This is a genomic window from Anaeromassilibacillus sp. D41t1_190614_C2 (assembly GCF_015558525.1).
Classification (GTDB): domain Bacteria; phylum Bacillota; class Clostridia; order Oscillospirales; family Acutalibacteraceae; genus Anaeromassilibacillus; species Anaeromassilibacillus stercoravium.
Genome location: NZ_JADMOD010000001.1, coordinates 483,138 through 508,217, shown reverse-complemented (window position 1 = coordinate 508,217; position 25,080 = coordinate 483,138). Strand labels below are relative to the sequence as shown.

Genomic DNA, 25,080 nt, shown 5'->3' with positions numbered 1-25,080 from the left:
CCAGTCAGATTCTTCAGATGGATACCCCGCAGCAGCGCCCGGTCCCCAGCGCCTTAGCAATTCTTTTCTGACTTAGATGCATCCTCTTTCCCAGCAAGCTCCTTCTGCGGGATTTGCGCCAGGTGCCGGATATCCTCCCCGATCTCATCCCACTCGTGGACAAGCTGCGGGTTCGACTCCATATCCTCCCGGATGAACATCAGGACAAACCCGATCAGCAACAACAGCGCCGCCACCCAAATGGCGGGCTCCTGGAACCGCAGGCTCGTCAGTGCGCCAACCGCCGCGCCGACCGCAAACACGAAGATGACAAAATAATACTGCCGGCTCTTTTTCCAAAGCGAGGGCTCCTTTGTCACACGGAATTTACAGAGCATCGCCGTAGCACTGCGCATATTCCCGATGCACATGGTTGTTGCAAAGGGAAGCCCCTTGAATTTCCGGAAGCTGTTGACCTGCATAGCGCAGGCAAACGACAGGCAGGCATTGGCCAGCATATTGACCGACTGCGGCATCAGCCCGACGGCCGCCAGCAGGAGCACCTCCACAAGCAGGACGATCTGCCTCCAATGGATTTTCCGGTAATCCCGGCAGCGCTGATGGACCCATTCGGTCACATAAACGCCGGAAATGAAAGCAGCCAACGGAATCACATAATGCAGCGCCGCCGGCCAATTTCCCATCGCCAGATTTTGCCCCAGCAGGACCAGATTGCCTGTCTGTGCATTGGCAAACACCTTGCCCCTGCAATTGTAGGAGTAGGCGTCCTGAAAGCCCCCGGCCAATGTCAGGAAGACCGCCAGCGCCATGGATTCCGACATTTGCGTCTTTGTTTTCCAGCTTTTCATCATTTTCCCACCTCATTTTATTTCCAGCCACAAGAAAGCCCTGGCCTATCCAAGAAAGGCCAGGGCCCTTTTATTCGCTGCCCGCGGACGGGATTTTTGCGGCCTCCGCCATCATCGCAGAGGCGACGCCGCCCGCCGCCCGAATGCCGGAAGCGCCGTTTTCCACCACCACCGCAAAGGCGTACGGCGTCTGTTCATTGCTCGAGAACCCGACCATCCAGGCGTTTGGCTCCTTGCCACCGCCCACCTCGGCGGTGCCGGTTTTTGCACAAACAGCCATGTTCGGGAATAGATTGTCCCCGTATTCGCTTGTGACGTTGTACCGCATGGCCTCCTTCAGCTTTGCCGCTGTGTCCGCCTGCACAAGCTGGCGGTCGTTTTGCGTGTGCCCCGCCTTGGTCACTAAGCCAAAATGCGTGGTGATGCTTTCGATCATATACGGCTTGACCGGCGTCCCGCCGTTGGCGATCGCCCCCATCAGGAGCATCATATGGTAGGGGTTGGTCAGATCCGTATACTGTCCCACACCGCTCCATGCGAGTTCGTTTTCCTCGGCATCGGACACATCGTACTGGCTTTTGCTGGTCGGAATCCCATCCAGGTCGAAACTGCGGTTAAAGCCCATTGCTTCCGCCGCGGCCGTCATCTTTTCCTTGCCCAGCTCCATCGCCAGCTCCGCAAAGACAATGTTGCAGGATTTCGCCAAGCCGTCTTTGAAACCAATATTCCCATGCCGGCTCAGGCAAGTGATCTTGTTGCCGTTCACCGTGATCTCCCCCTGGCAGTTGAAGGTGCGGGTATCCAGATCCGGGATATTTTCGATGGCGGCCGCACTGGTGACGATCTTGAAAATAGAGCCGGGCGTATAAGATGCAGAGAGCGCCCGGTTGAGGTAAACACCTTCGTACTTCCCGGAGGTGTCGGTATTGAGATCTGCCGGTACGTTGCCCGGGTCAAAGGTCGGCGAGCTCACCATGCAGAGCAGTTCGCCCGTCTTGTAGTTGTATAGAACTGCCGCACCCTTTTGATTTCCAAACGCCTGCAACGTAACCTTGCTCAGGTTGCTGTCCAGGGTCAATTGGATGTCGCTGCCCGTCGTTTCCCCTGTGGGCGTTGCCAGGCCGGTAACGATGTTATAGCCCGCCAACTCCGCACGGTAACTATACTGCACGCCGGTGGAAATATACCCCATTGTATCGCCTACCGCGTGGAGTGTCGCCCGGCGCACCAGTTCGTCGTCGTTATACAGGCGTTCGCCGTCCTTGCTCTGCGCCAAAACCGTTCCGTTTCGGTCGAGCACTTCCCCCGCATAGGAGAGCTGCCCGCCGCTGGACAGATGCTTGTTATACGGCTGGAAGGCCCAGTTCCCACCCTCCAGCACAAGGGACGCCAGAAAGATGACCAGCCCCACGAGAAATCCACCGGTCAGAAGGAATAAGATCAGGGAGCGGGTTCCCGTTGTCTTCATCATACCACCGCCTTTCTCTCCATCATGGGCCCACTATTTCCGCTTTCGTACCGCATAGGTGCGTTCGTCGCTGGCCTTGATAAAGGCCAACAGGCCCCAAACCGCTACCATGCTGGACCCGCCCTGGCTGACAAAGGGAAGCGTCACGCCCGTCAGCGGCAGCACGTCCGTTGCGCCGAACACGTTCAGGCAGGTCTGGAACAGCATCATCCCCGCTGCTGCACAGGCGGAGATCGAATAGAAGGTCGAGCGGCTGCGCGTCACGTCGGAACGGGCGTAAAACACCAGCAGTGCAATTGCCAGCACGATGGTGAGGCCCAAAATCAGGCCCAGTTCCTCGCACACCATGCCGAACACCAAGTCACTGGTGGAGGCAAACACGCTCTTTAGATAGCCGTTGCCCAATCCGACGCCGAAAAAGCCGCCGCTGGCCGTGTAGGTGAGGACGCGCGTCTGTTGATAGCCCGCCTCGTTTGCGAATTCCCACACATGCCGCCACGCGGCAAACCGCTGCGCCACATAAGGCCGGAACCGCAAAATCAGGAACACGCCGAACACCGCGGCGGAGCAAATCAATGCGATGGTGCGCACACTGCCGGAGCGCATGAATGCGATAATCAGGAACGTCACAAAAAAGATGCAGGCCGTGCCGAAGTCGCGCATCAAAAACAGAGCGCCGAGGCATACGCCTCCAAAGAGGATGAACCCGGAAAGGTTCCGCGCCGTTTGCAGCCGGTCCAGTGTAGACGCCCCGACAAACACAAAGGCGATCTTAATAAACTCCGATGGCTGCACGCTGACCGGCCCAAGCGAGATCCAATTTCGCGCGCCGTTATTCTCAGAAGCAAACACTAAATTGATCGCGAACAACACAATTGCGCCGATGGCAATGGCAAGCCGCCAGCGCATCACGCGCTCCAAGTCGTTCATGAACCAGATCATGACGCAGAACAGCACAATGCCCAACAAAAGGGCGCCAAGCTGGATATAGGTTGCCTCCACGCCGCTTCCGCAAAGCAACATGATGCCGATGCCGGAGAGCAAAAATCCCACGGTTTCCAACTCAAAGCTGACCCGGTTGAGGCCCTTCATGGAATAGAGATAAAATCCCCACTCCATCACAACCAAAACGCCCAATGGAATCAGCGGCATATAGCTGAATTGCCCGCCTGCAAAGCACGCTTCGATACAGAGCATGATCTGGATCAGCATCACCACAAACAGCAAGCCAAACGGGGAGGCCGCATGTACCCGGCGGCGTTTCGGAGGCTTGAGGTTTTTCGCTTCACTGGTCCGCTTGAGCATCAGGGATGTGGAACCCAACGTAATGACATCGCCGGGCAAAATCTGCGCGCGGTCTTCCACCTTCTTGCCGTTGACGCGCGTCCCCGCCTTGGAATTGGTGTCAACCACAATCCAACCGCTTTCCCGGCGCATTAAAACGGCATGGTCACGGCTGACGGTGCTGTCGTGCAGCACAATGTCGCAGCTTCGGCTGCGCCCAAGGGAATTCTCCCAATACAAAACAGGGATGATTTCCTTGGTCACCATATCCTGCAAAATCACCACCGGGTCTTCCCGCCGCCGCCCCGCTTTCAGGGAATGAAAGCACCGGCAGACCACCACAATGGAGAGCAGCGGCACCGCAATCCGCAGCAAATACAGCGCCACAGAGAAGATATTCTGTATGACAGGATTGTCCAGCATGGGCCGGCCTCCTTTTCTTTAAATTTTCGTACAGTTTATTATACTAGCAAAAAATTGCAAAGTAAACCGCGACGGCCGAATCGTAAGGGTTTTGTAATCTACCGCTTCAAACAAAAGAGGGACTGCGAACATCTTCGCAATCCCTCTGTATTCCTTTATCTCGCCACCCGATAGTTCACCGGAAACAATCCCAGCTCTTCCATAAAGCGCGGCAATCCCGCCTCGAAGTTCACGCCAAAGCGGCGGTCCGTGCCTGCCTCGCGCGTCCGGCGGATACTCCCGCAGGTAAAGTCCACCGCGAGCTGCATGGCATCCCGGAGGCTCATTTCATTGAGCAGGCCGGCCAATAGGACGCTCCCAAAAATGTCGCCCGTGCCGTGGTAAGCCCCCTCAATGCGCGGCGAAAACGCATAAGTGATCCGGCCCGTATCCCGGTCGAGTCCGGCGGCCCCCAGAAGGCCCGGGCTGAACCAGACCCCGGTCAAAACGACCAACCGCGGTCCCATATCGCTCAGGCGGTGTAATACCCCCTCTATGTAAGCGCGGTCATAGGGACCGTCATAAAATTCCTCCCCAAGGAGGAATGCCGCCTCAGTCAAATTTGGGACGATAAGGTCCGCCTTTTTGCAAAGCGTTTTCATCCCGTGCGCCATCTCCGGCGTGCAGGTGGCGTACAGCTTGCCGTTGTCCGCCAACACAGGGTCGACCATCACCAGCGTATCGCTCGTTCGAAAGTCATCCACAATGTCTGAAACAATGCCGATCTGCTCCGCAGAGCCGAGAAAGCCCGTGTAGAGCGCATCAAACGAAAGGTTCAGGCTTTTCCAATGCGCTGCATAGTCCCGCATATCTTCGGTCAGATCGCGATAGGTACATTTTCCCAATCCTCCTGTATGTGTGGAGAGCACCGCTGTCGGCATCACGCTCGTCTCAATGCCCGCTGCGGAGAGGATTGGAAGCACGACCGTTAAAGAGCACTTCCCAAATCCGGAAATATCGTGAATGGCTGCAATTCTTTTCTGTCTCATTACAAAACACCGGGGCACCGCCCCCCTCGCGCCCATTGCGCAAGGTCCTATCTTTCTATATTTTACGGCGGGATTCCCTGAAAATTCCCCATTCTTTTCAGGCACATTCCTCCGGCCGTAGGCTTCTAAGCATAGCCGAAAAGGGAAGCAGCGTCAAGGCGAAAAATGTAAAGAGATCGAAACTTTTTTGGGAAATATTTGAAAGGGTTTTCGCTGGCGCAGGGCTTATTCCACTTTTTCTGCGATCTCGCCCGCGCGCTTGTAGATGCTGTTAGCAGGCACAAATCCCCGTACCATGGAAAGCGGATACACATTGGTGTGGCGTCCAATCACTGTGCCAGGATTCAACACGGAATTGCACCCCACTTCCACGCAGTCACCGAGCATCGCGCCGAACTTTTTGCGTCCGGTCTCTAAGCGCTCATCGCCCACGCGCACCGTCACGAGCGTCTTATCCGACTTGACATTCGAGGTGATCGAGCCCGCGCCCATATGGGATTTATAGCCCAGGATGGAGTCTCCCACATAATTGTAGTGCGGAACCTGCACATTGTCGAACAGGATCACATTTTTGAGCTCGGTCGAGTTGCCCACCACACAGTGGGCGCCCACCAAGGCGTTGCCTCGGATAAATGCCCCCTGGCGGACCTCGGTTTCAGGGCCGATGATGGCTGGTCCGTGGATATAAGCGGACGGGAATACCGTGGCGCTTTTCGCAATCCAGACATCCTCCCCGCGCTTCTCATATTCTTCTGGGGGAAGCGTTTCCCCCAGCTTGCAGATAAACGCCCCGATACCGGCAAGCGCCTCCCAAGGATACGTGTATTGCTCCAAATATTCCGCTGCCGCCGTGTGAGAGAGGTCATACAGATTGCGAATGAACAAATTTTCCAACATGGTAAGATGCTCCTTCATTGGGAAAGCATTTGAAGAAGCTTTCCTCTCCAAATGCTTTCTATTTTTTCCTTATTATAGGATGTTCCCCCGCACAGGTCAACGGAAAATTTGGATTCTTTTCCAAATTTATCATTCAAATAATAGATATCAATCCGTTAGCCTTTTTTCCAGACCATTTCTTTCAAAAGAAGCAGGTCGCCTGTACTGAGGACGCCGTCGTTGTTTAGATCCCCGGCCTTTTCCTGTGCATCGCTGAGGTAACATCCCACTGTAAGATATTCATAGAGGAACTGCGTGTCCGCTGCACTGGGGTTCCCGCGCCCCGTCACATCACCCGGGATACAGGCGACCGCGCGGTCGCTCACCTGCCCGTCGATCAGCACCTCCATGAGATCCCCGGTTGCCACACGTCCGGAAGTTTTGATACGTCCATCCGTCCCGGTAACCCGCACGACGCCGACGTGTTCTGTGTAGGATTCTTCGAGCTCTGAAACGGTGATTGGCCCGTCAAACAGATAGAGAAGCGTCCCATCGGCTTCCGGTTCAGAGGGTTCGCTCTCAGCGGGTGGTTCCGAGCTCTCCCCGCCCTCCGGGAACTGCGGCAGTTCCTCTTGCGGCGACAAAACGTAATCCGCGCTATCGAACTGATAGACACGGACCGGCGTGGCGTCGCTGATCTCTTCTAGCAAAGGCGCATGGACCAGCAGAATCCGTCCGCCGGATTCCACCTGGCAGGTTCGGTCATAGTCGCAGACCGCATTGCGGATGATCCGCGCCTGTGTCTGTTCATCTTCCATGTGGTAACGGATGATCTGGATGGCTGGCGCATCGACGCCGCTTCCTTCCTCCAGCACATCGGTAATATCCATGAAAAAGTAGAGATTTTGGTCCACACAAAACGCCTTGCGGAACCCCGGGCGCAGGGAAGCGCTCAAACGGACCTCCCACCCCGAAGAGGTTCTCCACAATTTGACCACGTACATCCGTTTCGTCCCTTCCGTGCTGATGGCCACATAGCTTCCGTCGTCGCATGGGAAGAGCGCCCGGTTATCTTCCAACAGATAAGGGCTTTCAATCTGGGAGAGATCGGGCGGGTCGTTTTCTTCCCCTCCGGAAACCGCTGCACAATACCATGTAGCGATTACAAAGAGCACCGCCACCCAAAGAAAAATCCCGATCCCAAACCGGCGTGAGCGTTGGATCGACATGTGCAGCACCTCCTTTTCCTTCTATCTTATATAGTAAGGGATGGCAGAAAAATATGGGAATTTTGTGAAGGATTTCGACGCGCCTTTCGAAAAAAGGCATAGAAAAAGCGAAAACCGGGTTAAACCCGGTTCTCGCTTTTTGGGGAGGAGTTGTATTGAAAAGGCGTGACAAACTTTGTCACGGGACTTATAAGCAATATAGAATATCGTTTGTTTCCTTTTTCTGGTTCCCATTATAATACGTGGGAAATGCCCCTGTCAACGAAAGATCGCCTCCTTGATTTAGAATCTCTGTTTTGGACAAAACGAAGATTTTCATCATACAATTTTAGTGAATATATCCACAGATGTTTCGAAGCATTTCGTAAATATTCTGAGTTTATATGAGCATATTCTGAATTTTCTTTGATTCGACGATTTTTCGAGCTTATCGCAATTATGTCCGCAAATCGAATAAGATGCTTGAATCTCTCTGTTGGGTCATGCAAAGATGGAAAAAAACTGGATTTTCCGGAGGGCTTGGATAGCGGTATCGCCTATGGGCAGTATCGATTTTGGCTATTTTTCCGGTGCTCCTCCCACAAAACTTATTTCCTTCTTCCGTGTAAGCGCCTGCATATTTCTGCGCATATTCGAAGCATGCCGTCCACCTTTAGATTCCTCCGCAAATCCCTCTGCCATTCAATCGTGGATAGGAAAATTCCAGGTTCTATGGTACAATAGAAATAATGGATATTCCCGAACTAGTCACACAGGCCGCGGTGCTAGAAACTCCGCGCCGTTTTACGATAAAGGAGTTTTTCAAACAGGAATGGATACGATGAAAAAGAACGAGCTTGTCGAAATCACGATCACCGGTTATACCGCCGAGGGAAGTGGCGTTGGGCGCTGGAACGGCATGGCGGTGTTTGTCCCCATGGCTGCCGTTGGCGATGTTTTAGAGGTACGCATTCTCAAGGTGGCCAAAACCCATGCCTTTGGAAAGATTGAACGGATTCTTTCCCCATCGCCCGCAAGGATCGAACCCGACTGTCCCCAATTTGCCCAATGCGGCGGATGTGTTTTTCGCCACATCCACTACGAAGAGGAATTGCGCGCCAAGGAACAGCGTGTACGGGACGCCGTGGAACGCATCGGGGGCTTTACAAACCTTCCCTTCCGCCCCATCTTGGGGGCCCTACAGCCGGATGGCTATCGCAACAAAGCGCAACTTCCCATCGGTCGGGCGAAAGACGGCAGCTTGACGATGGGATTCTATGCGCATCATAGCCACAGGATCGTCAATTGTCCGAGCTGCAAGCTACAGCCGCCTTCTTTCCAAGCTGCAATGGAAGCCTTCCGCGCCTGGGTTCCGCTGAGCGGTGACGAACCTTACGAGGAAGCGACCGGCAAGGGGCGTTTGCGTCACCTTTATCTCCGGCAGGCGGAAGCCACCGGAGAGGCAATGGCTTGCGTGGTGGTCAACGGGAATGGCGTACACAAAGAAGACGAGATGGTCCGGCTTCTGCGGGAAAACGTACCAGGGCTTAAAAGCGTGATGGTCAACAGCAACCGCGAGCGGACAAACGTCGTTCTGGGGAAAAAGAACCGCGTTGTTTGGGGACAGGATCACATTACAGACCGGCTGTGCGGGCTGGATTTCCATATTTCCCCCCTATCCTTCTATCAGGTCAACCGCACACAGGCGGAGCGTCTGTATCAACAGGCGGCGGACTACGCAGGTTTGACTGGGAAGGAAACGGTATTGGACCTATACTGCGGCACAGGGACCATCGGCCTATCCATGGCAAAGAAGGCCAAGCGTGTGATCGGCGTGGAGGTGGTTGCACCCGCCATTGAGGATGCACATAAAAACGCAGAGCGCAATGGGATCGTCAACGCAGAGTTTCTATGTGCGGATGCGGCTGAGGCTGCTGCCAAACTCGAAGCGCGCGGCGAACGCCCGGACGTGATCATTATAGATCCGCCTCGCAAGGGCTGCGCCCCAGAACTGCTGCACACGGTGGTGCAAATGAATCCGGAACGCATGGTATATGTTTCCTGTGATCCGGCAACCCTCGCACGCGATATGCGCATTTTGGCCGAGCTGGGGTATGCCCCGCAGGAGCTCACGCCTGTGGATATGTTCCCACGTACCGCCCATGTAGAGACGGTAGTACTTTTGTCCAAACTCAACACCAAGCAGCATATCGAGGTGGAGTTGAATCTGGACGAGCTGGATTTGACATCGGCGGAGAGTAAAGCCACCTATGATGAGATCAAAGCCTATGTGCTGGAAAAGCACGGCCTGAAGGTGTCCAGCCTGTATATCTCCCAGGTTAAGCGGAAGTGCGGGCTAGATGTGGGGCAGAATTATAATCTGTCAAAGAAAGAAGACGCGAAAGTGCCACAGTGCCCGCCGGAAAAGGAAGCTGCAATTATGGATGCACTAAAGCATTTTCAAATGATTTGATGGCAAGCCTGTCTTGCTCAAAGCAAAACGTGGTCTGGGATTCCAATATCCAGACCACGTTTTTGTCAATCAATAGCTCACGATTTCGTGAATTTTATTTGTCTTTTAGCACAATATCCGTTATACTAGTAAATAGGAAAAATCAGGAGGTGCGGGATGGCAATCAGTTACAATCGGCTGTGGAAACAGTTGATCGACCATGGTTTGAGCAAAACCGACATGATGCACCGTGCAAAAATCAGCACCAATGTTTTAGCACGATTAAGTAAAGGTGAGCCTGTCTCCATGGACAGCATGGAAAAAATCTGCACCGTGCTGGGATGCAATATCGGAGACGTGATGGAATTTATCCCTGATACAGAAAACGGAGGAATAGATGCATGATTACAGGTGTGATTAAAAATAAAGTAGATAAAATCTGGACGGACATCTGGGCGGGCGGCATTACCAATCCTCTAACCGTCATCGAACAGCTGACCTATCTTATGTTTATCCGCTCTCTGGACGAAAAAGAGCTGGAAACGGAAGAATTTGAGCATATGACCGGCGAGAAGATGGAGAAGATTTTCCCCCAGTCCGCCGTTGGACAGTCCATGCGCTGGAGTAAATTCAAGAACAACGATCCCCGCGAAATTTTCAATGTGATTTTCCAGCGGGTCTTCCCTGCTATCAAAAACATGAAACATGGCCGCCTGCCGGACTTTACCGAGCAGGGGGAACTGGTGGAAATCGCCGACGATTCCAGCAGTGATGTGCAGAATGAGACGGCCTTTGCCCGGTACATGAGCGATGCGATGTTCCTGATTCCTACGCCGCAGGTGTTGCAAAAAATCATCACAGGGTTGGATGACCTGTATGAGCATGACATTGCCGATCTGGATATGCAGGGCGACTTGTACGAGTACATGCTGGGCAAATTGGCCACCGCTGGGCAAAACGGCCAGTTTCGCACTCCCAAGCACATCCGGGAAATGATGGTGGAGTTGTTGCAACCCACCCCGGACGACACCATCTGCGACCCGGCCTGCGGCACGGCAGGCTTTCTGGTCTCCGCCGCGGAGTACATTCGCAACCACTACGAGGATACCATGACTTCCGAGCAGTGGGAGCACTTTGCTGGGGACGCCTTCACCGGATTTGACACAGACCGCACCATGCTGCGCATTTCTGCGATGAACCTGATGCTGCACTCCATCAGCCACCCGGAGATCGACTACAAGGACAGTGTTTCCAAGCAGAATCAGATCAGCGATAAGTTTACCATGTGTCTGGCAAACCCGCCTTTCAAGGGCACCGTGGACGCGGAAAGCATCAACGACAACCTGAAAGCCGTGACCAACACCAAAAAGACCGAGCTGTTGTTTCTGGCCCTTTTCCTGCGGATGCTGAGAAAGGGTGGTCAGTGCGCCTGCATCGTGCCGGACGGCGTGCTTTTCGGCTCCTCCAAGGCGCACAAAGCTATTCGCAAAGAACTGGTGGAGAACCATCAGCTGCGGGCGGTGATCTCTATGCCCTCCGGCGTGTTCAAGCCTTATGCGGGCGTGTCCACGGCGGTGCTGGTGTTCACCAAGACCGGAGCGGGCGGCACCGAAAACGTGTGGTTTTATGACATGAAGGCCGACGGCTTTTCCCTGGACGATAAGCGCAGCGAGGTGGCGGAGAATGACATCCCCGACATCATCAAGCGGTTCCACCATCTGGACCGGGAAGCTGACCGCAAGCGCACTGAGCAGAGCTTTTTTGTGCCCAAGCAGGAGATTGCGGACAACGAGTATGACCTGTCCATTAACAAGTACAAAAAGGTGGAGTATGTGCTGGTGGAGTACCCCTCTACCGCGGAACTGATGGCAGATCTGCATGAGCTGGAACTGGAGATCACCGCAGGGCTGGCAGAGTTGGAGGAAATGCTATGATGGCGAGGTTAGAAGAAATTTGTGCGATAAATATGGGACAGTCTCCGGATTCTTCCACATACAACGAAGATGGTAACGGCCTTCCGTTTTTTCAGGGAAATGCAGATTTTGGAGAGATTTATCCTGCGGTTCGTATGTGGTGCTCTGAGCCAACCAAAATAGCACGGGAAAAAGATATTTTAATCTCTGTTCGTGCACCAATTGGCGCGTTGAATATCGCAAATTGTGAATGCTGTATAGGCCGAGGGTTAGCTGCTTTAACGGTAAACGAGGATATTTGTGCTCAGGAATATTTATGGCATGTGTTATCAGGTAAGGTTGACGAACTAAATTCCAAAGGTACTGGAAGTACATTCAAGGCCATTAATAAAAAAACACTTTCTGAAACAGAAATTCCCCTTCCACCCATTGACGAACAGCGCAAAATCGCGGCGATTCTGGACAAAGTGAGCGACCTGATTGCCAAACGCCGCCAGCAACTGGATACGCTGGATGAGTTGGTCAAGGCAAGGTTTGTGGAAATGTTTGGCGATGTAATTCAAAACACCAAGCTATGGCCGCAATATATATTTTCGGATATTACCACATCTCGTCTTGGAAAAATGTTAGACGCAAAGCAGCAGACGGGTATGTGCCAATATCCATATTTAGCAAACTTTAATGTACAATGGTTTCGATTTGAGTTAGATAACCTAAATGAAATGGATTTTAACGAAGCTGATCGTATAGAATTCGAGTTGCGTGACGGGGACTTGCTTGTATGTGAGGGGGGCGAGATTGGAAGATGTGCTGTGTGGCATAACGAAATTCAACCATGTTATTTTCAAAAAGCATTGCATCGTGTGCGTTGTAAAAAAGAGATAGTTTTGCCAGACTATTTAGCGTGGTGGTTCAAATATAATTGCGATAATAAAGGCTTTGCAGCGATTGAAGGAGCAAAAGCCACTATTTCTCATTTGCCTGGAGCAAAACTCAAAGCTTTACTTGTTTCTGTGCCACCTATTGAACAACAAAAACAATTTGCTACCTTTGTGGAGCAAACAGGAAAGACAAAAATCACCATCAGCCGCAGCCTTGAAAAGCTTGAAACGCTGAAAAAGGCGCTAATGCAGGAATACTTTGGGTGAGGTAATAAAATGGAAGAATATAAATTAACACTGGGGATGGAGCCCACAGACGATTATAAAAAAGCAAAGCAGGATTTGATTCAGGCAATGAGATCAATTCAAAAATTATCCCCTCAACAGCGGCAAATGTTGGCAGAGGAGTTATTTGGAGCAGCAAATGTTATGGTTTTGAGTCAAATTCTACGCCAGTATCTGAGGTGAATATAAAGTATGTTAGAGTTTATAAAAGATAACTGGGCAAACATTTTGCTTATTATCGTAGGTAGCTTTGCCCTTGCAACTTACATATTGCAGGAACGGAAGAAAAAGATTGATGCAGCTTCTCTTATCGTCCTTCAAATTGATGAATTCCAGGAGCGGTTAAGGGAAATCTCTACGTTTATTGTTGACGGACAATTAAACGAAACGGCGTTCTATGAATCACTACCCTTGATGGATACGGATTATTGGAACAAGTACAAACATTACTTTGTCCGAAAAATGGACGCGACCAGCTATACAGCACTGAATCAACTATATGAGTATGTGTCAGAGATTCAGGAACAACAGATGCTCATGAAGGCTTTCCAAAAGAATTCCTTTCAGATAACACAAAATGTTTTGGCAAATATAGAATCGCAGTTTATTGTGGCCGATCTTAATAATGCTTGCACCGGAGTTACAGCGCAAAATATCACTTCTGCTATGGGAAATATGATTCCGCAAGGCGTTTCGGAAGCAGATCGAAATACGCTTAACGCAATGGTGCAACAAATAGCGGCACAGAATCCCAATTTTGATATGAATCGTTTTTGGAACCTCTATAATCAGCAAAGAAATTGGACGAAGTCTATCATTAACCAAGGAGCATTAACTTCTTATACCCCTGTCCAAATTCGTATAAGTTTAGAGAAAATGCTAAAGAAATATTCGATGCTTGAAATTAGCGGAACAGAAGGCTATCAAATGCTCAAAAAGACTTCTAAACAAAAGTTTTAAGCAAGTGAGAGGTCTATTATGGAAGAAGATGTTACAAAGATATATGAGGAATATTCGGAGGAACTTCTGTTTTGCAAATATTTTATAGCTGAAAAGTTAAAACATCATGCTGAGATGGGTAGATGTGGAGAAAACATTCTCAAAAAATGTCTCCAGGAACGGTTTCAAATGCTAGAATTTGTTACCGGCTTTATTGCTTGGGCCAATCATCAAAGCCCACAATGTGACATCATCGTATGTAGGAAAAATTTTTATAGACGTCAACTAGCCGGAGACATTTTCCTGGTTGAACCAAATGATTGCATAATGGTTATAGAAGTCAAGGGAAATGCGACCTTGGATGATTTAACAGAAACGATTGAAAAAAATAAATTTTTCCAATTGCATGATGAAATAAAACATATAAAATTAGCGATGTTTGCTTTTAAAACTCGTATCGGAAAACAACGATTATATAAAGAGTTCGGTTATAAATATGACAGAAGTACAAAAGGATATATCCAGGAACGGCTTCCAGAAGAAAAGACATTAGACTATTTTGTATGCTTACATAGGGAGAGCCTAAATAGCTCAGCACGGGATAAACAAGTATTCTTCTTGAAGGATGGGCAAGATCGGCAGTTCTATGTGCTAGATAATCATTTCCCAATAATGCAGAATTTTTCGAGGCTAATACAAAGTTTGCAAAATTGGGGCTAGATAAAATGATGATTTCTTGATCAGTTTTAGTGCTGAGAAGATTTGAATATAGGAAATATTGGTGGGAGCAAGATTGTCATGGAATATACAGAGGTTTTAGACAAGCAAATCACGAGAAAACAACATTATGTCCCCAAGGCTTACTTAAAAAACTTTTCTGTGAGTAATCAAAAATCAGAACAAGTTTATGTTGTTTTTGCTAATGATGAAAATGCAAAAATGGTTTCAATCGACAATATTTGCTGTCGTTCTTACCTATATGATCAAATTGCAATTGATCCAGATAGCGAAACTCATGTTTTTGCAGCACCAAATGAGATCGAGAACAGTTTTATCGAACTGGAAGGCGAATACGCAACAATTATCTCAAAGATAAAAAATGCTTTACGGGATTCAGATGAATTTGAGTTGGCGCGGGTGGAAATTGATAAACTAAGACAATTTATGTCATCACTACTGTTTAGAAACCCTGTTTTCGTACATCTGTCAAATTATATTATTGATACACAATACAAAAACGATCCGCAGCATATTAAACGTGTAAAGGACATTTTTCCTGATGTACCGCAAAATGTTTACCTGTCCATGCTGGCAAACGAGTTTTTGAAGATGAACATTGCTCCGGATGTTGGCTTGTTTCCTCGGGCTTTGGCTGAGACAATGAAGGAATCGCAACTGTGTACTTTTAAAGCCAAAGGTTCCGTATTTGTTACAAGCGATATGCCGGTAGTCAATATTTACGGTGAAAAAGATGGTATAGAATATGACTTGCTTGGTATGCCAATTACGCCAGAATTATTTTTGGCGTTTGTCGATACTGTTCCGCGCATTCCCAGAATAATGATAATTGATGACAACAGTGTAAAGCGCATGAACAGCAAGCAGATAAATAAAGGGATGTTAATTTCTAACCGTATAAACTTATTATCGTATATTGATTTTTCAATAGATGCCGAAAAAGAAGATGATGAACAGTTTTATCAACTGCTTCATACAGATAAGGAAACCGCGTTGAAGCAATATGAGGACATGATGAGTTCAAAAGAAATAAAATACTGGAGATGATGTGATGACTAACTTCTCCTTTCTCAAATCCAAAACTGAATATGCTCTCTTCGCCCCCGCCTGCATGGAAGCTGAGAAAATTTATGTTTCTGCTCCTGCTATGTGTGCAGTAGGCTGCCGTAAGGCATTGGAGCTGGCAGTAAAATGGGTATATGCAGCGGACAAGTCCATGAAAATGCCTTACAAGGACAATCTGCAATCCCTCATTCACGAGCCAACTTTCCGCTTCGCTGTGGACTCCGACACTTGGGGCAAGATGCCTTTTATCATCAAGTTGGGCAATCTGGCGGTACATACCGAGCGCAGTGTTCAGCCAAGTGATGCGCTTGCTTCTCTGCGCGGTCTGTTTGAGTTTGTGCAGTGGATCGACTATTGCTATGGCGCGGACTATCAGGAGCGCACCTTCGACGAGAATCTTGTCCCCACCGAAAAGGTGGCGGTGGACACCCGGAAAATCAAGGAACAAGAAAGTCTGCTGGACCAGAAAGATGCCGAGATCGAGGCGCTGCGCAAGCAAATCGAGCAGATGTCCACCCGATACACCGCCGAAAAGGAGCAGCATCAGAAGGAACGCACCTTCCAGCCGGAGGACCTCTCGGAATTCAAGACCCGCAAAATCTACATCGACGTGGACCTCAAACTGATGGGCTGGAAGTTCACCGGCCCAGATGCTGATGTACAGGAGGAGTATCGTGTGGAGGATATGGCCGGGATGCCAGGTCAGCCTGGCTTCTGCGACTATGTGCTGTTTGGAAAGGACGGCCTGCCCCTGGCGGTGGTGGAAGCCAAGCGCACCAGCAAGGACCCCAACATTGGACGCAAACAAGCGGTTTTGTATGCGGATTGTCTGGAACGGAAGTTTGGCCGCCGCCCCATGATGTTCACCACCAATGGCTTTGAAACCTACTTCTGGGATGACCAGACCGCCCCGCAACGGAAGGTCAGTGGCATTTTCAGCAAGGATGACCTGCAAAAGCTGATGAACCGGCGCACCGAGCGGATGGATTTGATGGATATTCCCATTGATGACAAAATCACAGACCGGTATTACCAGAAAGAAGCCATCCGGGCGGTATGTGAGCAGATTACGCAGGGGTTCCGCAAGCATCTGCTGGTGATGGCCACCGGCACCGGCAAAACCAGAACTGCGTCCAGCTTGACCGATGTGCTCAGCCGTGGCAAATGGATTACAAACATCCTATTTCTGGCCGACCGCACCGCGCTGGTGAAGCAGGCAAAGGACGATTTCAAGAACTATCTGCCGGATATGTCCCTGTGCAACCTCTGCTCCAACAAGGACGACCGGAACGCCCGCATTGTGTTCTCCACCTATCCGACCATCCTCAACGCCATTGATGACACCAAGTCCAAGGACGGGCGGCAGCTGTTTACTCCGGCGCACTTCGACCTGATTATCATTGACGAAAGCCACCGGAGCATCTTCAAAAAGTACCGGGCCATCTTTGAATATTTTGACGCCTTCATGGTGGGTCTGACCGCCACGCCGAAGACCGATGTGGATCGGAACACCTACGACTTTTTCGAGATGGAACACGGCGTGCCCACCTATGCCTATGATTATGAAACGGCGGTGCAACAGGACCATGTGCTGGTTCCCTATTACAACTACGAGGTCAAGACCCGTTTTCTGGAGGAAGGCATCTCCTATGATGATTTGTCCGAAGAGGACAAAGAGCGATATGAGGATGATTTCATCGAAGACGGTCAGCTGCCAGACTTTATCCCCTCTGCTGCCCTCAATAAATTTGTGTTCAACGAAACCACCGTGGACATCGTACTGCAAGACCTGATGGCCCGGGGTATCAAGGTGGCGGGCGGCGACCGTCTGGGAAAAACCATTCTCTTTGCCCAAAACAAGCGCCACGCGGAGTTTATTCTGGAACGATTCAATAAGCTGTACCCACAGTATCGCGGCACATTTGCTCAGCGGGTAATTTGCGATGATGCCTATGCCCAGACGGTGATCGATGATTTCAAGCAGCCGGAGAAAGAACCGCACATTGCGGTATCTGTAGACATGATGGACACCGGCATCGACGTGCCGGAATGCGTCAATCTGGTGTTTTTCAAAAAGGTCCGGTCAAAGGCAAAGTTCTGGCAGATGATTGGCCGCGGCACTCGGCTGTGCAAAGGACTGGCCTGTTTGGATCAGATTGACGGAACATACACCGACAAGCGGCGGTTCCTGATTTTTGACTACTGCGGCAACTTTGAGTACTTCCGGGAACATAAAGAAGGCTACGAAACCAGAGAAACCAAAACACTGTCGGAAAACATCTTCGGCAAACAGATCAAAATTGCAATGGCTTTGCAGGAAAGTGCCTTTGCCGGTGAGGACTATCAGATGTGGCGCAGCGAGATCGTCAATGCCTGCCACAAGCAGGTGATGGCGCTCAACTCAGACCTGATTGCCGTAAAATTGCGGATGCAGTATGTGGAGAAATATAAAAAGCCGGAAGCCTTCGTGTCCATAAGCGAAGGTGACAAGGGCGAGTTGCTCACACAGATTGCACCTCTGGTACGCTCAGACGAGGCTGACGAGTTTGCAAAGCGGTTTGATAATTTCATGTATGGCCTAATTCTGGCACACATCGAGCAGATGCCCGCTTTCCAGTATGCAAAAAAGCAACTGTGCGACACCGCTTCCCTACTGGAGCGTAAGGCCAGCATTCCGCAGATCAAGGCAAAGTTGCCCATGCTTCAGGAGATTCACACCGATGCATTTTGGGACGCGAATGATATTTTGCTGTTTGAGCAGGTTCGGAAGGAGCTGCGGGAGCTGATTCGATTTTTAGATGAAGGTGGCGGAGCACAGAGGCAGATTGTCACCAAGCTGACTGACCCGATTATTGACAGTCAGGAGGGCGTCCAGCTGGAGGCTGCCTATGACTTTGAAGACTACCGTGCCAAGGTCAACCGCTATGTGAACGAGCATGGGAATACGCTGGCCATATATAAGCTGACCCATAATATTCCGCTGGCTATGGGCGATTATCAGGAACTGGAGCGGGTGCTAACTAGCGAATTGGGCAGCAAAGAAGATTATGCCCGAGAGTTTGGCGACACACCCTTTGGCTTGCTCATTCGCAAGATCGCTAAGCTAGATCATGAAGCGGCTATGCAGGCGTTTTCCGCTTTTATCAATGACCAATCTCTGAATCAAAAGCAGATTGCTTTTGTAAACAAAATCATCAATCATATTGAGCTGAACGGATATATGGAAAATGTCGCAGAGCTGACCAAGCCACCGTTTGACAAGCCAATCAGTTTTATCAAATTGTTTGATGCAAAAACCAGAACCGCTTTGATGGAGACCATCAATCAGGTTCGAGAAAACGCGGTTCAAATTACAGCGTCATAAATAATGAACCAGGCACGGAAATTCACCCTTATTCTGGGTGGATTTTCGTGCCTGGTCTTTTCTGTTCGGGTATGGGGGCATCATTGTGCAGGAGCAGGATGGATAGCCACTGCACGGACAGGCGAGGTGTCCAGAGGGGCAAAGCCCCTTTGGCTCTAGGTCATCCAATAGGGGCGAGTAGCATCCCTGTTGGCAAAGGGAGTCCAGAGGGGAACAGCGTTCCCCTTGGCGGGAAGTTTCCAAAGGAGGGCAGTGCCTTCCTTGGCACACGACTTTCCCCTCGGAAAGTCTAGTGTGTTATACCTTTGCTTCCGGCTGACGCTGGAAAGGGGCTGGCTTCGCCATCTGCTGTGCGAGCAGATAGCGGTTGACAGACACTTTTTGGCGACAGTAGGACAGGCGGATTTTGTACGGATACGGACGGAATCGAGATTTGCACAGAGGGCAAAATCTGCCTGGCCGGAAAAGGAAGCAAAGGTATATCAACTCCTGTCCCGCCGCAGCGACAGCGCCTTCGTTAGTCTGCGTCCCCTTTGGATTTCTCACGGCTTTTGTAAACATTATACTGGTTCTTGCACCGTGGGCTGCAAAAGGCGGCGTTGGACCGGCTGCCCAGGAACACCTTCTGACAATGCTTGCACAGGCGCAGGGGCTGGTCACCGTCCACCAGCATGAAGCTGAACATCATCTGGATGCCCAGCAGCAGGGAGTGAAAATCCCAGTAAATGGTGGGCTTATCCAGCAGCTCGATGTGGTAGCTAGGGGCGATCCCGCCAAATGCGGCCATGGCCTTGCGGTACAGTCCCCGTGCGTCCTCATCGATGGAATCATAGTCATTGTAGTACAGGATGGACGTAGACAGGGTGAATGCCCAGTCCTTGAACTGTTGGGCAACCCAGTCGTAGGGTTCTGCATACTCTCGCTGGAAGCTCATGTTCTTTGCCATCGGCTCGTCCATGAAAGTCATGGTCAGGGCAACCATCGTCCGATCACCGGACACATTCCATGTGGATTCTATGCCCTTCTTCACCAGGTCTAGCTGGTCAAAGGGGTAAAACAGGGACAGATATTTGTCTGTCGCCATGGATTCTTCTTTGATGAAGTGGTTTTTTGGCAGGTACACCGCCTCATAGTCCATAAAGGACGGTGTAGTGGGCAGAGCGGTCATCAGCCCCAGCAGGCCATACCGGGTGACAAACTCCATCACCGCCTTTTCCACCTCTGCTTCCGGCTTGCGCCCCATCATCAGCATCCCCACATTCAGCGCATCCAGCACAATGTTCGGGACCTCTTTCAGCGGATTGTAGACATCCGGCTTTGCGCTCTTGCCGGGGGTGATGTACCGCTTTCCATCTTCCGCTGTTTTCAGCTCGTAGTGATCGTACCGCACCCAATGGGAACGGGACTGTTCAAATAAATTTTTCATCATACACGCCCTTTCTCCTTAATCGTCCCAATTATCAGGGGCGGTTTTTCTTTTTTCTGCGCTTGGTCTTGTTCTCCCGCCGGATCACGGCGTCCTTGCCCTGTTTCCTTGCAATTTTCGAGTATTCCTCCAAAAACTGGAGTTCCCGCAAGGTCAAGCTGCCGACATGCTCCTGCTTGCCACACAGATGGTCATACATCTGGCGCTGCAATTTCTTGTGGATGGTCTTTCGCAGCTTGCGGATGTTGCGGTCAGACTGCCCACGGATAGCGGCAAGCCGGGTGGTACTGTACATCCGCAAAGAGAGGAAATACAAAACTTCCTTGTGTTCCTCGCTCAGTTCCTCCACCATGCGGGAAATAAAGTCGTCGGCGGTCAGGTTGTGCATCTCATAGGGACAGTCAAACAGGATGTCCAGAAAGTTCCCGGCCATCAGCTGTCGGTATGCGGGGGTGTTCATCCAGCGGGGAATGAGTTTCGGCTCAGGCACTGTCTGATATTCCAGAGGCACATCTCCACGGAGATTTTCGTGGTCCCGCTCCCTGCGCTCCCGGTTCCGATCTAGCTTGTCCCATTCCCCTACGACAACCTGGAAGTCCTTTTCGGTGCGGGCCGCTTCCTCCAGCCGCCGCACAGCTTCCGCCCGAATCTCCCGTTTCAGCCGCTTTGCGCTGACCGGGGCGGCTTCTTCTTCCTCGGTTTCCAGTTCGGCATCATAATCGACGGGATGCTCGTCCTGCTCCAGCTCGCTTTCCAGCTCTGCCAGACGTTCTTCCGCAAGCGCCTGTTCCAGCGTTTCTTCCGCCGATCCAGCGCCTATTTTATCGTCCCATACGGTGAAGCCACCCTCGGTATCCAGAAGCTCGTCATCAAACAGATACGCCATGACCTCACCTCTTTCAAAAAATATTTTGTGATTTTCAAAAAATGGTTCCGTTTTACACCCCGGATTTCTCCTATTAGTGAAAGAGTAATTTAAAATCAGATTACTTTTTTCGGAACTATATCAATATTATACAGCGACTGCGCCGGAAGCGCAAGAAAGAGAGGTTCTATGGTAAAAAACGGCACCCAGGATTTTCTTTCGGAAGGGAGTGAGCAGTAATGACATGGTTTGAGCTGATAAAACAAGTTGTCCGTGTTCCAGAAACAGCGGCTTATTATGGGCTGCACGTCAGCCGAAACGGCATGGCCTGTTGTCCCTTCCACGATGACCGGCACCCCAGCATGAAGCTGAACGAGCGGTACTTTTACTGTTTCGGCTGCGGAGCTACCGGCGACGTGATCGACCTTGTGGCGATGTTGTTTGGTCTGAGCAGCTACGAGGCGGCTAAAAAGCTGGCTCATGACTTCGGGATTGACCCGGACAAGCCACCAGCGGCAATCGCCCTGCCCAAACCGGAACGCCCCCTGCTGAGAGCATACCGTCAGGATGAAGTGCGCTGCCTGCGGGTATTGTGCGATTATCTGCATCTTCTGGAAAGCTGGAAGGTGCAGTACACACCCAAGACACCGGAAGATGTTCTGGATGACCGGTTTGTGGAAGCCTGCCAGATGCTGGACTATGTGGAGTATCTGGCAGATTTGCTCATTGCCGCCGAGCTGGAACAGCGGGTAAAAATCGTAGAAATGCTGAACAAAGATGGCCTGATCGCCGGTTTGGAGGAACGATTGGAGAGATTGAAAAAGGAGGAAGTTACCCATGAAGAAAAACAAGCAGCCTGACGGGATGCCCGTCTGGTTCGATGGAAAAAACATCAACGAAGCCCTGTTTTGTGATGAGTTCTTGCAGACGCACAAGATCATCTTCACAAACGGGGCTTTTTTCACACCCGAAGGCCGCGTGACCGATGAACTGCCCCTGCGGGGAGAAATTTTTGAGGAGCTGAAATGCTGTGCGGTCAGCAATATTCCCCGCAAAATCAGCAACATTGTGGAGCTGATGAAGCTGGCGGCGCTGGTGGAGGATTTTCCCCCGCAGGCGGACCGGATTCATCTCTCCAATGGGACGCTTTTTCTGGATGGAACCTTTGCGGAGGGAAAACCTGAAATCGTCCGCAACCGCTTCCCTATGGCCTATAACCCCAACGCCCCGAAGCCCGTCCTCTGGCTGAAATTTCTGGATGGCCTGCTCTACCCTGAGGACATTCCCACCTTGCAGGAATACATCGGCTACTGTCTGATTCCCAGCAATAAGGGCCAGCGGATGATGGTCATCAAGGGCAATGGCGGCGAGGGAAAGTCGCAGATCGGCGCTGTGCTGGGAGTTTTGTTCGGCTCCAACATGAAGGATGGCAGCATCGGGAAAATATCCGAGAACCGGTTTGCCCGTGCGGATTTGGAGCATATCCTCCTGTGCGTGGATGATGATATGCGGATGGAAGCCCTGCGCCAGACCAACTATGTAAAGTCCATCGTCACCGCCCAGGGCAAGATGGATTTGGAGCGCAAGGGCAAGCAGAGCTATCAGGGATGGATGTGTGCCCGGCTGCTGGCCTTCTCCAACGGAGATTTACAGGCGCTGTTTGACCGGAGCGACGGATTTTACCGCCGTCAGCTGGTGCTGACCACGAAAGAAAAACCAGCTGGCCGTGTGGATGATCCCGACCTGGCCGAAAAGATGAAGGCCGAGGTGGAGGGCATTTTGCTATGGGCTTTTGAGGGATTGCAGCGGCTGGCCGCCAACAACTTCAAGTTCACCGAAAGTGACCGCACCAGAGAAAACCGGGAGGCAGTCAAACGGGACAACAACAATGTATATGATTTTCTGGATTCTGACGGGTATATTCGCCGGAAAGCCGATATGTCTGCCAGCTCCAAAGAGCTGTATGAGGCATACCAGATTTACTGCGCCGAAAACAATCTGCCCGCCCTGAAACCCCGCAGTTTCAGCGAAGCCCTGATTGCCTGTCAGAGCCGCTACAATCTGGAATACTGCAACAATGTGACCAATGCTGCCGGACGGCGAGTGCGTGGCTTTCTGGGAATTGAGGTGCTGGTGAGAAACAATATGTCGGTGTTTTCTGGTGATTCGATGTGTACGTACGTACGCAGTGATTGACCGCTGTTCGCCCTTTTATAGCAATTCGGCGGTTATGGCTCAAAATTACCGGCAAAATTGGAGGGGTAAATCAAGGCAAGTGAGAATAGGAAAGTATTTGACAATTGGCAGAAATTATTTTACGAAACCATGCTTCTCGAACCAGCGAACTGGGTGCATGGAATTATGGGAAAATGCACGGTTTCGAACCAAGTTACACGGAACGGGAAAGTCGGAAGGTGCAGATAATGGACAGGACATCGCACCGGCAATTCTGAACGGATTTGGTAACAAGAGAATTTTTCACGACACGGCGAAGCGGCTATGCCTGAGGGCGTACCGGCTTCGCTTTTTTATTAAGTAAATTTAGGAGGATTTTTGATTATGACGGTACGCAACGAGATTAAGGCGCAGATCGTCCGGGCGGGATACACCATGCAAGAGGTAGTTGACCTGCTCCATGAGGAATACGACTGGTCGGACAGTGTTTCCAACCTGTCGGCCAAGCTCCAGCGGGAATCTATTCGCTACAAGGAGGTCGTGGAGCTGGCCGACGTGCTGGGCTATGACCTGATCTGGCAGAAACGGAGGGACAGAGTATGAGCAAGCCGCAGTATGCCATTCTCCGCTTTGCCAAGTACAAAGGGCCAGAGATCGGGAACATTGAGGCCCACAACGAGCGCACCAAAGAGAAATACGCCAGCAATCCCGATGTGGACATCAGCAGGAGCAAATATAATTTCCATCTGATTGAGCCGAAACGAAAATATCGTGCGGAGGCAGAGCGGCAAATCAAAGAAGCCGGTTGCCGTACCAGGTCAGATAGTGTTCGAGTCGTGGAAGCCCTGGTAACTGCCACACCAGAGTTCTTTCAGGGAAAGAAGAAATCTGAGATCAGAGCCTATTTTCAAGAGGCGCTGAACTTTCTCCAGCAAAACCAAGACCCCAAAACAATCATATCCGCTGTGGTGCATATGGACGAGAAAACGCCCCATATGCACCTTTCTTTTGTCCCGCTGACTGCGGATGGAAGACTCAGCGCCAAAGAAATCGTAGGAAATAAGAAAAAGCTAACCCAGTGGCAGGACAAGTTCTGGGAACACATGGTGCTCAAATACCCGGACCTGGAACGTGGTGAAAGTGCCAGCCAGACCGGACGTGACCACATCCCGCCCAGAGTGTTCAAAGAGATGACCCGTCTGACCAAGCAAAAAGCCAAACTGGAGGAATTGCTAGCTGGTATTGGAGCCTTTAACGCAAAAAGCAGAGCTGCCGAGATTGCGGCTCTGCTGGATAAGTATATTCCGGCTGTGGAACAAATGCACAGCACCCTGAAGAAGTATCAGGTGGCATTTACGGAAACCACCGTGGAGAACAAAAAGCTGAAACAGGAGAACGCCCAGCTGGAGCAATCCCTAGAGAAAGCAACCCAAGAAAGCACTTTGAAGCAGCTGGCCGATGCCAAACTACAACGGGATTATGAGGATGCTGTGGCTGTACTGGATCGTATTCCGAAAGAAGTGCTGGCGGAGTACATGCACAAACCGGACAGACGGAGGATAAATGCCTATGATAGATGAGTGGAACGGCCTTGCCGTTTTACTGGCAGATATGATTGAAAAATATGCTGGGGAGCTGGACTTGGATGCTTTTCCTGATCCGGTGTTCCCCGAGGATAAAATCACAAACCACGACACAAATAAAAATGTTTACAAAGAAAATATTGAAACGCCAAAAGCAGCATGATACAATAATCGTGAGAAATGTGTCCAAACTAATTTTCCAAGGGAAAAAATGCTTCCCTTGGAAAATACATAAGAAATTGTTGAGCAGTATAAGCGA

At 50.7% G+C, this 25,080-nt stretch carries 22 protein-coding genes; 14 read left to right on the top strand and 8 right to left on the bottom strand.

Annotated features, from left to right (window positions below):
* Positions 1-53 precede the first annotated feature (53 nt).
* The 6 genes from I2G69_RS02175 to I2G69_RS02150 form a co-directional block, all read right to left on the bottom strand.
* Positions 54-851: a YoaK family protein gene (locus I2G69_RS02175; RefSeq protein ID WP_195560130.1), complete on the bottom strand. Its 798-nt coding sequence runs from the start codon at positions 849-851 to the stop codon at positions 54-56.
* Positions 852-918: 67 nt separating this feature from the next.
* Complete coding sequence (locus I2G69_RS02170; RefSeq protein ID WP_243254748.1) at positions 919-2,319, bottom strand: penicillin-binding transpeptidase domain-containing protein; 1,401 nt, start codon at positions 2,317-2,319, stop codon at positions 919-921.
* A gap of 30 nt (positions 2,320-2,349) precedes the next feature.
* Complete coding sequence (locus tag I2G69_RS02165) at positions 2,350-4,023, bottom strand: FtsW/RodA/SpoVE family cell cycle protein (RefSeq protein WP_191363037.1); 1,674 nt, start codon at positions 4,021-4,023, stop codon at positions 2,350-2,352.
* A 155-nt stretch (positions 4,024-4,178) separates the two neighbouring features.
* Complete coding sequence (locus I2G69_RS02160) at positions 4,179-5,051, bottom strand: pyridoxamine kinase (protein WP_191448552.1); 873 nt, start codon at positions 5,049-5,051, stop codon at positions 4,179-4,181.
* A gap of 225 nt (positions 5,052-5,276) precedes the next feature.
* Positions 5,277-5,948: an acyltransferase gene (locus I2G69_RS02155; RefSeq protein ID WP_191396036.1), complete on the bottom strand. Its 672-nt coding sequence runs from the start codon at positions 5,946-5,948 to the stop codon at positions 5,277-5,279.
* A 155-nt stretch (positions 5,949-6,103) separates the two neighbouring features.
* Complete coding sequence (locus I2G69_RS02150) at positions 6,104-7,156, bottom strand: dockerin type I repeat-containing protein (protein ID WP_195560129.1); 1,053 nt, start codon at positions 7,154-7,156, stop codon at positions 6,104-6,106.
* An 820-nt stretch (positions 7,157-7,976) separates the two neighbouring features.
* Between I2G69_RS02150 and rlmD the strand changes: the two genes are divergently transcribed.
* From rlmD to I2G69_RS02105, 9 genes are all read left to right on the top strand, one after another.
* On the top strand, positions 7,977-9,608 hold the full coding sequence (rlmD, locus tag I2G69_RS02145; protein WP_195560128.1) for a 23S rRNA (uracil(1939)-C(5))-methyltransferase RlmD: 1,632 nt from the start codon (positions 7,977-7,979) through the stop codon (positions 9,606-9,608).
* A 156-nt stretch (positions 9,609-9,764) separates the two neighbouring features.
* Positions 9,765-9,992 carry a helix-turn-helix domain-containing protein gene (locus tag I2G69_RS02140; RefSeq protein ID WP_087234166.1) on the top strand — a complete coding sequence of 76 codons (228 nt, stop codon included), beginning with the start codon at positions 9,765-9,767 and terminating at the stop codon, positions 9,990-9,992.
* On the top strand, positions 9,989-11,521 hold the full coding sequence (locus I2G69_RS02135) for a type I restriction-modification system subunit M (RefSeq protein ID WP_195560127.1): 1,533 nt from the start codon (positions 9,989-9,991) through the stop codon (positions 11,519-11,521). The genes I2G69_RS02140 and I2G69_RS02135 overlap by 4 nt, the downstream gene beginning before the upstream one ends.
* Positions 11,518-12,648 carry a restriction endonuclease subunit S gene (locus I2G69_RS02130; RefSeq protein ID WP_243254747.1) on the top strand — a complete coding sequence of 377 codons (1,131 nt, stop codon included), beginning with the start codon at positions 11,518-11,520 and terminating at the stop codon, positions 12,646-12,648. Before I2G69_RS02135 ends, I2G69_RS02130 begins: the two co-directional genes overlap by 4 nt.
* Positions 12,649-12,657: 9 nt before the next feature.
* Positions 12,658-12,849, top strand: coding sequence for a hypothetical protein (locus tag I2G69_RS02125; protein ID WP_195560126.1), 192 nt, complete (start codon positions 12,658-12,660; stop codon positions 12,847-12,849).
* A 9-nt stretch (positions 12,850-12,858) separates the two neighbouring features.
* Entirely contained in the window at positions 12,859-13,626 is a 768-nt protein-coding gene (locus I2G69_RS02120) for a hypothetical protein (protein WP_195560125.1), read from the top strand.
* An 18-nt stretch (positions 13,627-13,644) separates the two neighbouring features.
* Entirely contained in the window at positions 13,645-14,325 is a 681-nt protein-coding gene (locus I2G69_RS02115; RefSeq protein ID WP_195560124.1) for a DUF6602 domain-containing protein, read from the top strand.
* 78 nt (positions 14,326-14,403) lie between these two features.
* The gene (locus I2G69_RS02110; RefSeq protein WP_195560123.1) at positions 14,404-15,390 is read left to right on the top strand and encodes a DUF4238 domain-containing protein; all 987 of its coding nucleotides are present in this window, start codon (positions 14,404-14,406) and stop codon (positions 15,388-15,390) included.
* 4 nt (positions 15,391-15,394) lie between these two features.
* Positions 15,395-18,772, top strand: coding sequence for a DEAD/DEAH box helicase family protein (locus I2G69_RS02105; protein WP_195560122.1), 3,378 nt, complete (start codon positions 15,395-15,397; stop codon positions 18,770-18,772).
* A 517-nt stretch (positions 18,773-19,289) separates the two neighbouring features.
* On the opposite strand, the gene I2G69_RS02100 is transcribed toward I2G69_RS02105, so the two are convergent.
* Together I2G69_RS02100 and I2G69_RS02095 are read right to left on the bottom strand one after the other, a co-directional pair.
* Positions 19,290-20,201 (bottom strand): hypothetical protein, encoded by a 912-nt coding sequence (locus tag I2G69_RS02100; RefSeq protein WP_195560121.1) that lies wholly within the window; start codon positions 20,199-20,201, stop codon positions 19,290-19,292.
* A gap of 31 nt (positions 20,202-20,232) precedes the next feature.
* Positions 20,233-21,084 (bottom strand): sigma-70 family RNA polymerase sigma factor, encoded by an 852-nt coding sequence (locus I2G69_RS02095; RefSeq protein WP_195560120.1) that lies wholly within the window; start codon positions 21,082-21,084, stop codon positions 20,233-20,235.
* A gap of 218 nt (positions 21,085-21,302) precedes the next feature.
* Here I2G69_RS02095 and I2G69_RS02090 point away from each other — a divergent pair, with 218 nt between their 5' ends.
* From I2G69_RS02090 to I2G69_RS02070, 5 genes are all read left to right on the top strand, one after another.
* Positions 21,303-21,923, top strand: a complete 621-nt coding sequence (locus I2G69_RS02090) for a CHC2 zinc finger domain-containing protein (protein WP_195560119.1) — start codon at positions 21,303-21,305, stop codon at positions 21,921-21,923.
* Complete coding sequence (locus I2G69_RS02085; protein WP_195560118.1) at positions 21,901-23,259, top strand: DNA primase family protein; 1,359 nt, start codon at positions 21,901-21,903, stop codon at positions 23,257-23,259. The genes I2G69_RS02090 and I2G69_RS02085 overlap by 23 nt, the downstream gene beginning before the upstream one ends.
* 363 nt (positions 23,260-23,622) lie before the next feature.
* Positions 23,623-23,841, top strand: coding sequence for an LLM class flavin-dependent oxidoreductase (locus I2G69_RS02080; RefSeq protein ID WP_195560117.1), 219 nt, complete (start codon positions 23,623-23,625; stop codon positions 23,839-23,841).
* Complete coding sequence (mobV, locus tag I2G69_RS02075) at positions 23,838-24,818, top strand: MobV family relaxase (protein WP_195560116.1); 981 nt, start codon at positions 23,838-23,840, stop codon at positions 24,816-24,818. Before I2G69_RS02080 ends, mobV begins: the two co-directional genes overlap by 4 nt.
* Positions 24,808-24,984: a hypothetical protein gene (locus I2G69_RS02070; protein WP_178863241.1), complete on the top strand. Its 177-nt coding sequence runs from the start codon at positions 24,808-24,810 to the stop codon at positions 24,982-24,984. Before mobV ends, I2G69_RS02070 begins: the two co-directional genes overlap by 11 nt.
* Positions 24,985-25,080 lie beyond the last annotated feature (96 nt).